The organism is Rhodococcus sp. TAF43, assembly GCF_052113525.1.
Lineage (GTDB): Bacteria > Actinomycetota > Actinomycetes > Mycobacteriales > Mycobacteriaceae > Prescottella.
This window is the reverse complement of the sequence record NZ_JBFRDL010000006.1, coordinates 239,955-252,466: the sequence shown is the minus strand read 5'-3', so window position 1 is coordinate 252,466 and position 12,512 is coordinate 239,955. Positions and strand designations below refer to the sequence as shown.

Sequence of the window (12,512 nt, the reverse complement as noted above, 5' to 3'; positions counted from 1 at the left end):
GTACCGGATCGATCCCCGCGCGATCGACGATTCCCTTTTGTGCGGCACCGAGGATCTCGGTCGCGTGCAGGCCCGACAACCAGCCACCGCGCTTCCCGATCGGTGTGCGAACTGCCTCGACGATTACTGGTGTGCCCATGGCGAAGAACCTCCGTGTGTCTACCTACTAGAACGTGTTCTTCATATCAGCGGCACATCAAAAAGTCGATATGGCAAGAGGATTCGGGAGATATCCAGGGCTGGATTGGAACAGCAGGGGACGACCTGTGGTGGTGGCCGACGGGTGGCGACAGATGAGGCATGGCAAATTGCTAAGATTCGCAAGTAGTGCATTAATGTGTAGCATAGTTTGCGGACGGCGGGTCTGCCGTGCTGTCCGGGCAGGGTGTGCACCTCTCGGTGGAGAGTTGCTGATTTCAATGGGCACGACAGGAGGTGACATGGTCGCGAACTCGCACCAGCCGCTGTATCGGATGAAGGCTGATTTCTTCAAGACCCTCGGGCATCCAGCCCGGATCAGGGTTCTCGAGTTGTTGAGTGAGCGCGAGCATGCCGTTTCCGAAATGCTGCCCGAGGTTGGAATCGAGCCGGCGAACCTGTCCCAGCAGCTATCGATCCTCCGGCGGGCAGGATTGGTCACGGCCCGGCGGGAGGGGCTGTCGGTGTCGTATGCGCTGACCTCACCCCGAGTTGCCGAACTGTTGAAGACCGCGCGAGAGATCCTCACCGGTGTGGTCGCCGGCCAGGCCGAGCTTCTCGAGGAGGCCCCCCAGGTGTCGGTGCTGTCAGGCGAGTCGCGGGGCTGAGTTGATGTCTTCTTCGGGCGGTCCACCGCTACTCACTAGTTGCGAACTTTCTAAACTTCTTATCTTCTGTGATTCGATATCGATCGTGGTGAACATGCAGCCGGCCTCGTCGTCGGGTGGTCGGTTCACGAGCCCTGGACGAGGAGAGACGTCATGACGAGTACCCCTGCCGGATCGGCATGCACTGCAACCGGACACCCGGAGATCGTCTCGTGGGTGGCCGATGTCGCCGCACTCACCGAACCGGAGAACGTGGTGTGGTGCGACGGTTCCGCCGCCGAATGGGACCGTTTGACCGCGCTACTGGTCGACAAGGGCACCTTCGTTCGACTCGAGGGCAAACCCAATTCGTTCTGGTGTGCCTCGGACCCGGCGGATGTCGCGCGGGTGGAGGACCGCACGTTCATTTGCTCGGCATCGCAGTCCGATGCCGGGCCGACCAACAACTGGATGGACCCCGTCGACATGAAGACGGTGATGACCGAGCAGTACCGCGGGGCCATGGCCGGGCGCACGATGTACGTCATCGCCTTTTGTATGGGTCCGCTGGACGCCGCTGAGCCGAAGTTCGGTGTTCAGGTCACCGACTCCGAATACGTCGCCGTGTCGATGCAGATCATGACCCGATCCGGTGCGCCGGTGTGGGACAAGCTCACCGCCGGAACAGAATTCGTCAAATGCCTGCATTCGGTCGGGGCCCCTCTGCGCCCCGGCCAGGCAGACGCGACGTGGCCGTGCGATCACACCAAGTACATCTCGCACTTCCCCGAGGAACGCATGATCTGGAGTTACGGCTCCGGCTACGGCGGCAACGCACTGCTCGGGAAGAAGTGCTATTCGCTGCGGATCGCGTCGAAGATGGCCAAGGACGAGGGCTGGCTGGCCGAGCACATGCTCATCCTCAAGCTCACCTCTCCCTCGCACGAGGTCCGCTACATCGCGGCGGCGTTCCCGTCCTCGTGCGGCAAGACGAACCTCGCGATGCTCGAGCCCGCCCTCGACGGGTGGACCGCCGAGACCATCGGCGACGACATCGCCTGGATGAGATTCGGGCAGGACGGTCGGCTGTACGCCGTCAACCCGGAGGCCGGGTTCTTCGGTGTCGCACCGGGCACCGGCGCGCACACGAACCCGCACGCGATGGCGACCATCGAGCGAGGCAGTTCGATCTTCACCAACGTCGCGCTCACCGACGACGGCGACATCTGGTGGGAGGGCATGACCGATCAACCGCCCGCACATCTGACGGACTGGCGGCGTCGGGACTGGACCCCGAACTCCGGCGAGCCTGCGGCCCACCCGAACTCCCGGTACTGCACCCCCATCGCGCAGTGCCCGACCGTCGCGCCGGAATGGAACGACCCCGCCGGCGTACCGATCTCGGCGATCTTCTTCGGCGGCCGCCGCGGCACCACCGTTCCCCTGGTCACCGAGGCCTCGAGCTGGCAGCACGGCGTGTTCCTCGCCTCCACCCTGTCGTCGGAGACGACCGCCGCGGCCACCGGCAACGTCGGTGTGGTGCGCCGTGACCCGATGGCGATGCTGCCGTTCCTCGGTTACCACGTCGGTGACTACTTCGCGCACTGGCTCGACATCGGCACCAAGACCGACCCGTCGCTGCTTCCGAGGATCTTCTATGTCAACTGGTTCCGCCGCGGTGACGACGGACGCTTCCTGTGGCCCGGGTTCGGCGAGAACGCCCGGATCCTCGAATGGGCGTTGCGCCGGATCGACGGCGCGGCTGGGGCCGAGGCGACGCCGATCGGGAACGTGCCCGCCGTCGACGACTTGGACCTGAATGGCCTGACGGTCGACAAGGCCGAGGTGGCGGCGGCGCTGAACGTCGATCCCGACGAGTGGATCACCGAGACTCGACTGATCGACGAGTGGTTCGCCACCATCGGCGGCAACACCCTGCCCGACGCGCTTCGCGATGAACTCGCGGCCCTCAAGCTGCGACTGTCCGGCAGGGACCTGCTCGGTGATCCGGTGCCGGTGCGCGACGAGCACTTCAGCCGGGTTCGTCGCGACGAGCGGTGACTCGCCCGCAATCGGGGTAGAACGCCCCGTCCATGACGAGGCGTGGAGCGCGTCACGTCGATCCCCCTGCGCTCCACGCCTTCTCGGCCCGACCCGAGCCGAACCGATCTCGACTCGGGTCGGGCCACCCTCAGCCCATCTACCAGGATCACCGTGAATGTCTGAACCTCGTTCCGTTCCTGCCTCCGGCGGCCGCGTCGCCGACGCCGCGCGCGCCGTAGTCGTCTTGATGCCGCGCTGGAGCGACTGGAGCCCCGCTGTCCGCGCGCCGGGCGCCGATCTACTCGCCGGACTCATCGTCGCGCTCGTCGCGCTGCCACTCGCGTTGGGATTCGGAATCAGTTCCGGTCTCGGCGCCGCAGCAGGTTTGACGACAGCGGTCGTCGCCGGTGTGGTCGCCGCCGTCTTCGGCGGTTCGCGGTTCCAGGTGTCGGGGCCGACCGGTGCGATGACCGTCGTCCTGGTCCCGATCGTCGCCCAGTACGGGCCGACCGGCGTGCTCGCTGTCGGCTTGATCGCCGGCATCATCCTGGTGCTGCTGGCGTTCGCGGGCGTCGGGCGGGCCGTGCGCTTTGTGCCTGCCCCGGTGATCGAGGGGTTCACCGCGGGCATCGCCGTCGTCATCGCCCTGCAGCAGGTTCCGGCCGCGCTCGGTGTTTCGGGCGCGGAGGGGGAGAAGGTGTGGCAGAGCGCCTTCGACGCTGTTCGCCGCTACCTGGAGAACCCGTCGGTCCTGACTCCAGCGACCGCGCTGTGCGTGGCCGCCGTGATCCTCGTCGGCGGCCGCTACCTGCCCCGAGTGCCGTTCTCGCTTCTGGCGGTCGCTGTCGCCACGATCGTGGCGCAGCTGTTCCACCTCGATCTCGCGCGGATCGGTTCCATCCCTTCCGGATTCGCGGCCCCGTCCGTGGATTTCCTGCATCCCGGTGAGGTGACCTCACTGCTGGCGCCCGCCCTCGCCGTCGCAGCCCTCGGCGCCCTCGAATCGCTGCTGTCCGCGACCGCCGCCGACTCGATGGCGGTGGGAACACGCCACAACCCGGACCGTGAACTGCTCGGTCAGGGCCTGGCGAACATCGCCGCACCCCTCTTCGGCGGAGTGCCCGCCACGGGGGCGATCGCCCGGACCGCGGTCAATGTTCGATCCGGTGCCCGCACGCGCCTGGCCGCGCTCACCCATGCGGCAATCCTCGCCGCCATCGTCTACCTCGCCGCCGGACTGGTCGCCGAGATCCCGTTGGCCGCACTCGCCGGAGTTCTCCTGGCTACCACTGTCCGGATGGTCGAGACCGCGTCCATTCTCGCGATCGTGCGCGCCACCAGGGCCGACACGATCGTCATGGTGGCGACGTTCCTGGTCACCGTCGTGTTCGACCTGGTCGCGGCTGTTGCCGTCGGCGTCGGGTTCGCCGCGATCCTTGCGCTGCGTGCAGTCGCGCGCTCCGCCCGCATCGAACAGGTCCCGCTCGACGAGACCGGCGATCACCTGGCCGAGGAACACGAACTGCTGCGCGAGCACATCGTCGCGTACCGGATCGACGGCGCCCTGTTCTTCGCCGCTGCGCATCGATTCCTGCTCGAACTCGCCGAAGTCTCCGACGTCAAGGTGGTGATCCTGCGAATGTCGCGGATCACCGCCCTCGACGCCACCGGCACCCTCGTACTCCAGGACGTCATCGCGAAGCTCGAGAATCGTCAGATCACCGTCCTGATCGCCGGTGCCAAACCCGAGCATCTGCGCCCCCTGGCCGCGCTCGGCGTGTTCACCACCAGTGACGGCGAGAGCCGCCGACTCTTCGCCACCACCCCCGAAGCGATCGAGCACGCACGCGCAATCGTCTTCGCCGATACCCGCCATCCAACGATTGCCAGCGAGGACTGACGATGACACACAGCACATTTCCGGCGAGGCCGAGTTCGCCGGCGCCCACCGGCGGTCAGCGCCTCGGCTACATCCTGGGCAGGACGCTTCCCGACCACCTGCACGAGTGGGTTGTACGGGACATCACCGGGCCKGGCGCCACCCGGCGCTACGCGGTCCGTTGCCTGGTTCCGCTGGTCCCGATCCTGGTTGCCCTGCTGTTGATCCCCGGACCGTGGATCATCCGAATCGGCATGGTGCTGTTGCTGTTTCTGCCCTTCGTGTACTTCCTGCTGGCGCTGAAGGCGATCTACCTTCGACACCGCCTCGTCAGCCACGGTCTCGACCCGGAACTGCTCAACGCCCACAAACAACAGCGACTCGGCCAGGAACGAGACGCCTACGAATCGCGTTACCGCCACGGAGCTTGACCACCTGCGCTGTCAGGCGCCGGTCACTTCAACCCGGATCGCACGAAGGCGTCCACGACGTGCCGCTGCAGGAACATGTAGATCAGGAAGATCGGCAGACATGCGATGCCGGAGGCGGCCATCACCGCGCCCCAGTTGTTGCCCTCCGCGCCGAGGAAGCTGCGGATACCGATCTGCACCAGGGCATCGGAGTTCCGCAGGATCAGCGACGGCCAGAGGTACTCGTTCCACGCCGAGATGAACAGCATGATGCCCAGGGCCGCGAGTGCCGGTCGCATGTTCGGCACGATCACACGCCAGAGCGACGCCCACGCACCCTGCCCGTCCATCTCGCTCGCGTCGAGCAGCTCACGCGGGAATGCCTCCATGTGCTGGCGCAGCAGCATGACGCCGAACGCCGAGCACAGGTTGGGGATCACCACGCCGGCCACGGTGTCGAGCAGGCCCATCTGCGAGATCAACAGGTAGTTCGGGATCATCGTGACCTGGAACGGCACCAGCCAGGATCCGACGAACAGAAGGAACAGCAGGCGCTTGCCGACGAAGTCCCAGCGTGCGAACGCGTACGACGCGAGCAGGGCTACCAGTAGCTGACTGACCGCGACCACGAACGCCATCGCGAAGGTGTTGAGGAGCATCGACAGCATCGGGATGGTGTCGAACACGTACCGGAAGCTCTCGGTACTCAGCGGCCACGGGACCGGGCTGCCGGACAACGTGTCCTCCGGTCGGCGGAACGCGGTGGCGAACATCCAGTACACCGGGAAGACACTGAACACCGCGAGCGCTGCGAGCGCCACGTGACCGAGCGCGACTCGGCGACCGCTCCTGCGCTGTGGTTCGGGCGATCCGGACGGCGCGGTGGGTGCGTTGGTTGCAGTGGGCACTTTGGGCGGGTCGAGGAGGACGAAGGCCATGACTGGTTCCTAGTTGTCGTAGAAGCTCAGGCGCTCGGTCAGCCGCACGAACACGAGCGCGATGACGCCGAAGCCGAGGAAGAACAGGGTGCCCGCGGCGGCCGACATGCCGGCATCGAAGTTGCGGAAACCGAACTCGTACAACAGGTAGTAGATGTTGGTCGAGGAGCCGCTGGGTCCGCCCTGCGTGAGGACGTCGATCACCGGGTAGGTCCACTGCGCGCTGAGCAGGATCGTCATCATCGCCAGGAACAGCAGGGTGGGGGAGAGCAGCGGCAGCGTGATCCGGCGCGTGATCGTCGACGGCGTGGCGCCGTCGAGCGCGGCCGCGTGGCCGTAGTCGGGGCTGATCCCCGCCATTCCCGCAGAGATGACGAGAACGCCGAAGCCGAGCATCTGCCATCCGACGATCACGACCACGCCGATCAGCGCGAGCTTCGGATCACGGAACACGTTGCCGAGGTCGTGACCCATCGTCGCCGAGATGCGGGCGATCATGCCGTTGTCGGGATTGAACAGCCAGCGCCAGATGGCGCTGCTCGCAACGGGAGTCACGAGGAACGGGACGAAGATCAGTGCTTGGTAGAACGTGCGGGCCCGGCCGCTCACCCGGGCGGACAGGAGCGCGATCGCGAGCGGGAGAACCAGGGAGAACACCATGAACGCGCCGATGTAGAGGGCGGTGTTCCACAGTGCCTGGTGCAGTTCGGGGAGCGAGAGCACGGTGACGTAGTTGTCCAGGCCGACCGGCGTCTTCGGGCTGGTCGGGATCATGTTCCATTTGTAGAACGACAGCCCCACCGTCTCGGCGAGCGGCTTGTAGGTCCACATCACGAGCAGGACGACCGCGGGCAGCAGGAACATGTAGGGGACGGCGCGCCGTGCTGCGCGTGACCGCCACCCCGGCCCTGCCTGCACAGGCAGGGCCGGGGTGACGCTCCGCGGCTCAGCGCTCGCCGGAACTTCGACGAACATCGAATACTCGCAATCGGTTTCGGGGTCGGATCAGTGGTTCGACGCGTCGGCCATGACCGCGAGCTGCTCCTCGGGGGACAGCGACTGGTAGTAGCGCAGCTGCTCCATCGTCACCTCGTACAGCGTCGGGCCCTCCTCGACCGGTACGACGGTGTGCAGGATCCGGTCGGAGTACACGTGCACCAGGTTGAACGACTGCCCGCTGTCCTGGCCGCGCATGCCGCCGCCCGCAGGGAACAGGTCCTGGGTGTAGCAGGTGGCCGATGCGACGGACACCGGGATGCCTGCGAAGGTGCAGGTGGTCGAGTAGTGCAGGTGGCCGCCGAGGATGCCGCGGACGTCGGTGCCGCGCAGCACGTCCTCGAGTCGGTGCTGGTCGCGCAGTTCGACGGACTCGAGCAGTTCCAGCGGGCTCGGCACCGGCGGGTGATGCAGCGCCAGCAGCGTCCCGTGCGGGGCAGGAGTCGCGAGAACATCACGGAGCCAATCGATCTGCTCGTCGGTGATCTCGCCGTGATGGTGGCCGGGAACGGTGCTGTCGAGCGCGATGATCCGCAGGCCGTCGATGTCGTGGACCATGTCCACCGACTCCTGTGTGGGCTCGGTGCCGAGCAGGCCCGCACGGAACTCGGGCCGGCTGTCGTGGTTGCCGATCACCCAGATCACCTGGGCGCCCAGCTTCTCCGCTGCAGGCTCGACCATGTCCCGCAGCCGGGCGTACGCCTGCGGGTTGCCGGCGTCGGCGAGGTCGCCGGTGAACACGATCGCCTCGGGTCGCTGCCCGGCGCGGTCGAGGCGGTCGAACAGGCGGCCCAGGTTGGCGTCGCTGTCGACGCTGCCGTGGAGCAACTCGCCGTCGCCGACGAAGTGGGTGTCGCTGATGTGCAGGACGAAGTGTTCGGTGGCGCCGTACTGTCCGTTCGTGGACATGGTTGTCTTCCTTCGGGTTCGTGAGGGTGGGGGTCAGCCGAGGAGGCAGACGCGCAGATTGTCGAGTTCGGTGTCGGTCATGCCGTGCGCGCGCAGGTAGCCGGGCACGTCGCCGTGGCGCTCGCGCAGTGACGCGAGTGTGGCGAGCATCAGGGGGGCCGGGCTGGAGGCGACGATCTGGGTGATGTCGGTTCCGGCGGGCAGGCCGCGCGCCGCCATCACGGCGGTCATCGCGTCCACCCACTCGCCAGCCAGCATCAGCTCGGACAGGGAGTAGTCGGCGGCGATGTCGCGGTCGTCGACGCCGACGGCCGCCAGGGCCAGGGCGATCACAAGGCCGGTGCGGTCCTTGCCGGCGGTGCAGTGCACCAGGACCGGGTCGCTTCCGGAGTCGGCGATGAGGCGGACGGCGTCGGTCAGGGCGGCGCCGTGGTCGTCGAGCATCCAGGTGTAGATCCCGCCGAGGTCTAGGGTCTCGGCGGTGTAGGTCGCGCCGCGGGTGCCGAGTCCGTCGCGGTAGACGGGCAGGTGCACCTCGCGGTGCCCGACGCCGTCGAGTGCGTTCGGTGCGCTGGTCCGTTCGTCCGTCTCCCGCAGGTCGATGACGAGCGCCAGGCCGCGGCCCGCCAGTTCGGCCCGGCCGTCGGCGTCGATTCCGTGCAGGGCGTCCGAGCGGAAGAGCTTGCCCCACTTGGTCGTCAGGTTCGACACTGTCGGATATCCGCCGACATCGCGGAGGTTGTGCACACCGCGGGCCGGGAGGCGGCGGGACGGGGTGCGGTCGAGGTTGGTCGTCATGTTCGTTTCACTCAGCCGATCAGGTCCTGGGCGCGCTGCTGGGCAGCGGCCATCGTGGAGGCGGGGTCCTTGCCGTAGAAGACCGACTCCTCGATCGCGGTGGCGAGGATGTCGTCGATCTGAACGTAGCTGTTGCCCGGGTAGGACTGCCACGGCTCGAGCCGGTCCAACTGCTTGAGATTGGGGGCGAGGAGCGGGTTGCCGTCGGCCCAGGCCTTCAGTGCCGTGGGGTCGGTGGTCAGCGACGTGCGCAGCGGCAGGTAGCCGATCTTGGACGAGATCTCGGTGTACGCGTGATCGCTCGTCATGAACTTGATCAGCTCCCACGATGCGCGCTGCTTCGCGGGATCCTGGGAGAACACGAACAGCGCCGAGCCGGAGTTGGTGGGCACCGCCTCGCCGCCGGCGAACGCGGGCATCGCCGCGGCCCGCAGTTCCCAGCCGGCGGCCTTCGACGCGCCCAGCAGCATGCCCTGGACCGCCGAGGACTGCAGCTGGATCGAGCTGTCGCCCTTCATGAAGCTCTCCATCTGGCCCGCCGAGTCCTGGTTGGCGAGCACGCCCTGGTCGTACAGGTCGCGCAGCATCTGCACCGCCGCGAGCGAATCGTCGCTCGCGAACTCGACGGTGCTGCGGTCCTCGGACAGCACATTGCCGCCGGCCGACCGGAACAGTCCCTGCATGCACCAGTTGCCGCCCTTGACCGCGCACGAGATCGTCAGCGCCGGCTTGCCTGTCGTCGCGGTGATCTTCTTCGCGGCCGCCGCGACATCGGTCCACGTCGACAGTTCGGTGTCGGCCGGCAGGCCCGCCTTCTGGAACGCGGTGGCGTTGTAGAACAGGACCGGGGTGGAGAAGACGTACGGCATGCCGTACGTCTGGCCCTCCCAGTCGCCGAGGGTCGCGGCCCGCGGGTGATAGGGGTGCGCGCCTGCGAGATGCTCGTCGACGGCATCGGCGCCGACCATCGAGTCGAGGGAACGGGCACCCAGCTCGTTGACGGCGAAGTCGAGCGTGTCGAAGGTCAACTGCGCCACGTCGGGCGGGGTTCCGGCGAGCAACTGGGTCTGCACGCTGCTCGCCGTTCCGCTTCCCGCGGCCGATGTTCCTTGCGGTGGTTGGGGTTTGACATCGATGTTGGGATGTTCGGCCTCGAAGTCGGCGATCAATCCGGTGATGGTGTCCGTCCACGGACCTGCCTGTGTCAGGTTGTAGGACTCGAAGGTGATCTCGACCTTCTGGTCGGGGTCGAGTTCGGGCACGACGCCGTCGGACGACGAACTCGAGGCGCCGGCGCCGGTGGCGCATCCGGTGAGGGTGAGGGCGGCCAGCGACAGCAGCGCCAGGCCGGTGGTGCGTCTACGCATGGGTCAAGCTCCTAGCTGAAGAAACAGGAACGTCGGTGTGCTGGGGTACATCGATCCACTCGATTCGCCGACCGCTCGCGCGGTCGAACAGGTGCACGTGTTGCGGATCGGCGGTCAGGGTGAGGATCTGCAAGGGCTTCATCGCGATCGGCCGCGGGGACCGGACACACACCGTCGTGTCGCCGACCGTGCAGTACGCGATCTCCTCGCTGCCGAGGTTCTCGACGGAATCGACAGTCGCGGTGAGGCATACGGATTCGGTGTTGTCGCCGACGCGAAGGTGTTCGGGACGGATGCCGAGGACCACGTCGAGGTCCTCGGTCTCGCCCGGCCACAGGTCCGCACGCATGCCGGGGGCGAGGGCGCACACGGCGCCGTCGACGGTGCGGACCGTGGCGTCGAGCAGGTTCATCGCGGGGCTGCCGAGGAAGCCGGCGACGAACACCGAGGCCGGGCGGTCGTAGACCTCCTCCGGGGTGCCGATCTGTTCGACGGCGCCACCGTTGAGGAGCGCGATCCGGGTCGCCATCGTCATCGCCTCGACCTGGTCGTGGGTGACGTACACGAACGTCGCGCCGAGTCGTCGGTGCAGATCGGTGAGTTCGCGTCGTGTCGCGGTCCGCAGCTTGGCGTCCAGGTTGGACAGGGGTTCGTCCATCAGGAACGCCTTGGGATTGCGGACGATCGCGCGCCCGACGGCCACGCGCTGTCGCTGGCCGCCCGACAGTTCCTTCGGCTTCCGGTCGAGCAGGTGCGCGATCTCGAGTTGGCGCGCGACCTCGTCGACCCGTTCCGCGGCCTGACTCTTCTCGACCTTCCGCACCTTGAGCGGGAAACCGAGATTGCGGGCCACCGACAGGTGCGGGTAGAGCGCGTAGTTCTGAAAGACCATCGCGACGTCACGCTTGCGCGCGGGCGCCGAGGTGATGTCCTCGCCGTCGAGGACGATGCGTCCGCTGGTCGGCTCCAGCAGTCCGGCGATCATTCGGAGGAGCGTGGTCTTGCCGCAGCCTGAGGGGCCCAGGAGCACCAGGAAGTCGCCGTCCTGGATCTCCATCGAGATGTCGTCGACGGCGGTGACGCCGCCGAAGCTCCTGCCCAGGCCCTCGATTCGAATACTGCCCATGACCCTCTCCCGATGAAACGTGATTACCCGAATCGGCTCGATTCGGAATTCTCATTACATCGAGTAGTTAGCCAGTCGAAGGTGAACGTGAACTGAATGGTCCAGCAACGAACGATGAGGTTTGGTGGGCTAGATGCGGTCCGTCGGCTCGTTCTCGATGATCGGCGGATTCATCAGGGCGGCAAAGTGTTCCATGCTCTTCGTGGCGGCGTCGGTGGTCGCCCCGTCGACCTCGGACACCGCGACCTGTAGCCCCAACAGGAACGTCAGCTGGATGATTGTCGCCGACACCCCGTGCCCGGCGTACGGGCCCGACCCGTTCCCGATCACCAGCGCGGAGTCCGACAGTTCGACCAACGTGGACCGGGCATGGCCGGTCACGCCGACGACGTACGCGCCGGCCGCGCGGGCGGCCCTCGTCGCGTCGATCGTGTACGCGTTCATGCCCGAGTCGCTGACCGCGACGCAGACGTCGTCGGCGGTCAGGGTCCGTGCCGCGAACAGTTGGACGACGGTGTCGGTGGGTGCCTCGGCGATCCTGCCGTTGACCAGCATCCGAACCGCGAAGGCGGCGGCTGCCGGTGCCGAGCCGCCGTTCGCGACGACGAAGATTCGCCGCGCGTTCGCGAGTACGCGCACCGTGTCGTCGAAGGACTTCTCCGACAGCGGCGCCAGACCTCCGGACAGGTCCGAACCGACCTCCGAGACGATCGCCTGCAGCACGCCGATGCTGCCCGGCGGCGAGGCGTCCTGCGGCGTCGTGGAGGTCTCCGCGCCGAGGTCGCGCAGTAGCAGCATCCGGACGTGCTGGAAGCCGGTGAAACCGAGATTCTGGCACGCGCGCACCACGGTCGCGGTCGACGTCGATGCCGCCTCCGCGAGATCCGCCGCGGACCACCACGCCACCTCGCGCGGCCGCTCCACGCACACGTCGGCGACGCGGCGTTCGCTCGGCGCGAGCCCTGCCGCCATCGCCCGGATGGTCGCGGTCGTCGTGCCGATCGGAAACTGCGTGCCGGAAGCTGACTCTGATTCGGGGGAACCTGCGCTCATGGCTTCTGGATAACACACGCCGGTGAACGGCTGATCCTGTCGGCCTGAGCGCCCGTTCCCGCGGGTTCGAGACGGGATCCCGCGGATCGGGACGAAGAGTGGGCGCTCAGGCCGATCTAAACCGGGCAATTGCCCCGAACTTCACAAATTGCCTGTCGTGGGGGGATCGGTGATGCTGTATTGCGGTAACCGGTCGGTCCCGAAAGGT

General features: G+C 67.0%; 11 protein-coding genes and 1 pseudogene. 4 read left to right on the top strand and 8 right to left on the bottom strand.

All coding sequences use genetic code 11. The features are described from left to right. Positions 1-139, bottom strand: a pseudogene (locus AB4Z09_RS07015) (steroid 3-ketoacyl-CoA thiolase); the annotation flags it as partial. 301 nt (positions 140-440) lie between these two features. On the opposite strand from AB4Z09_RS07015, the gene AB4Z09_RS07010 reads away from it, so the two are divergent. The 4 genes from AB4Z09_RS07010 to AB4Z09_RS06995 all read left to right on the top strand — a co-directional run bounded on the left by AB4Z09_RS07010 (position 441) and on the right by AB4Z09_RS06995 (position 5,138). Further along, entirely contained in the window at positions 441-806 is a 366-nt protein-coding gene (locus tag AB4Z09_RS07010; RefSeq protein WP_114724219.1) for an ArsR/SmtB family transcription factor, read from the top strand. A 153-nt stretch (positions 807-959) separates the two neighbouring features. Next, positions 960-2,846, top strand: a complete 1,887-nt coding sequence (locus tag AB4Z09_RS07005; protein ID WP_174912181.1) for a phosphoenolpyruvate carboxykinase (GTP) — start codon at positions 960-962, stop codon at positions 2,844-2,846. 157 nt (positions 2,847-3,003) lie between these two features. Then, entirely contained in the window at positions 3,004-4,728 is a 1,725-nt protein-coding gene (locus AB4Z09_RS07000) for a SulP family inorganic anion transporter (RefSeq protein ID WP_442239409.1), read from the top strand. A 2-nt stretch (positions 4,729-4,730) separates the two neighbouring features. After that, positions 4,731-5,138, top strand: coding sequence for a DUF5313 family protein (locus tag AB4Z09_RS06995; protein WP_114724222.1), 408 nt, complete (start codon positions 4,731-4,733; stop codon positions 5,136-5,138). A gap of 23 nt (positions 5,139-5,161) precedes the next feature. Here AB4Z09_RS06995 and AB4Z09_RS06990 read toward each other — a convergent pair whose 3' ends face one another. From AB4Z09_RS06990 to AB4Z09_RS06960, 7 genes are all read right to left on the bottom strand, one after another. Further along, positions 5,162-6,055, bottom strand: coding sequence for a carbohydrate ABC transporter permease (locus tag AB4Z09_RS06990; RefSeq protein WP_114724223.1), 894 nt, complete (start codon positions 6,053-6,055; stop codon positions 5,162-5,164). Positions 6,056-6,064: 9 nt separating this feature from the next. After that, complete coding sequence (locus AB4Z09_RS06985; protein WP_429519984.1) at positions 6,065-7,030, bottom strand: carbohydrate ABC transporter permease; 966 nt, start codon at positions 7,028-7,030, stop codon at positions 6,065-6,067. Between the two features lie 30 nt (positions 7,031-7,060). Continuing rightward, entirely contained in the window at positions 7,061-7,960 is a 900-nt protein-coding gene (locus tag AB4Z09_RS06980) for a phosphodiesterase (protein WP_114724225.1), read from the bottom strand. Positions 7,961-7,993: 33 nt separating this feature from the next. Next, entirely contained in the window at positions 7,994-8,758 is a 765-nt protein-coding gene (locus tag AB4Z09_RS06975) for a tyrosine-protein phosphatase (protein WP_174912169.1), read from the bottom strand. A gap of 11 nt (positions 8,759-8,769) precedes the next feature. Then, complete coding sequence (locus tag AB4Z09_RS06970; RefSeq protein WP_174912166.1) at positions 8,770-10,125, bottom strand: ABC transporter substrate-binding protein; 1,356 nt, start codon at positions 10,123-10,125, stop codon at positions 8,770-8,772. Continuing rightward, complete coding sequence (locus AB4Z09_RS06965) at positions 10,118-11,251, bottom strand: ABC transporter ATP-binding protein (protein WP_174912163.1); 1,134 nt, start codon at positions 11,249-11,251, stop codon at positions 10,118-10,120. The genes AB4Z09_RS06970 and AB4Z09_RS06965 overlap by 8 nt, the downstream gene beginning before the upstream one ends. Positions 11,252-11,380: 129 nt before the next feature. After that, on the bottom strand, positions 11,381-12,304 hold the full coding sequence (locus tag AB4Z09_RS06960; protein WP_442239408.1) for a MurR/RpiR family transcriptional regulator: 924 nt from the start codon (positions 12,302-12,304) through the stop codon (positions 11,381-11,383). Positions 12,305-12,512: the final 208 nt, after the last annotated feature.

Excerpts from the sequence above, each read along its gene's own strand:
- AB4Z09_RS07010 (WP_114724219.1), top strand. The coding sequence starts at position 441 with ATGGTCGCGAACTCGCACCAGCCGCTGTATCGGATGAAGGCTGATTTC.
- AB4Z09_RS07005 (WP_174912181.1), top strand. The coding sequence starts at position 960 with ATGACGAGTACCCCTGCCGGATCGGCATGCACTGCAACCGGACACCCG.
- AB4Z09_RS07000 (WP_442239409.1), top strand. The coding sequence starts at position 3,004 with ATGTCTGAACCTCGTTCCGTTCCTGCCTCCGGCGGCCGCGTCGCCGAC.
- AB4Z09_RS06990 (WP_114724223.1), bottom strand. The coding sequence starts at position 6,055 with ATGGCCTTCGTCCTCCTCGACCCGCCCAAAGTGCCCACTGCAACCAAC.
- AB4Z09_RS06985 (WP_429519984.1), bottom strand. The coding sequence starts at position 7,030 with ATGTTCGTCGAAGTTCCGGCGAGCGCTGAGCCGCGGAGCGTCACCCCG.
- AB4Z09_RS06980 (WP_114724225.1), bottom strand. The coding sequence starts at position 7,960 with ATGTCCACGAACGGACAGTACGGCGCCACCGAACACTTCGTCCTGCAC.
- AB4Z09_RS06975 (WP_174912169.1), bottom strand. The coding sequence starts at position 8,758 with ATGACGACCAACCTCGACCGCACCCCGTCCCGCCGCCTCCCGGCCCGC.
- AB4Z09_RS06970 (WP_174912166.1), bottom strand. The coding sequence starts at position 10,125 with ATGCGTAGACGCACCACCGGCCTGGCGCTGCTGTCGCTGGCCGCCCTC.
- AB4Z09_RS06965 (WP_174912163.1), bottom strand. The coding sequence starts at position 11,251 with ATGGGCAGTATTCGAATCGAGGGCCTGGGCAGGAGCTTCGGCGGCGTC.
- AB4Z09_RS06960 (WP_442239408.1), bottom strand. The coding sequence starts at position 12,304 with ATGAGCGCAGGTTCCCCCGAATCAGAGTCAGCTTCCGGCACGCAGTTT.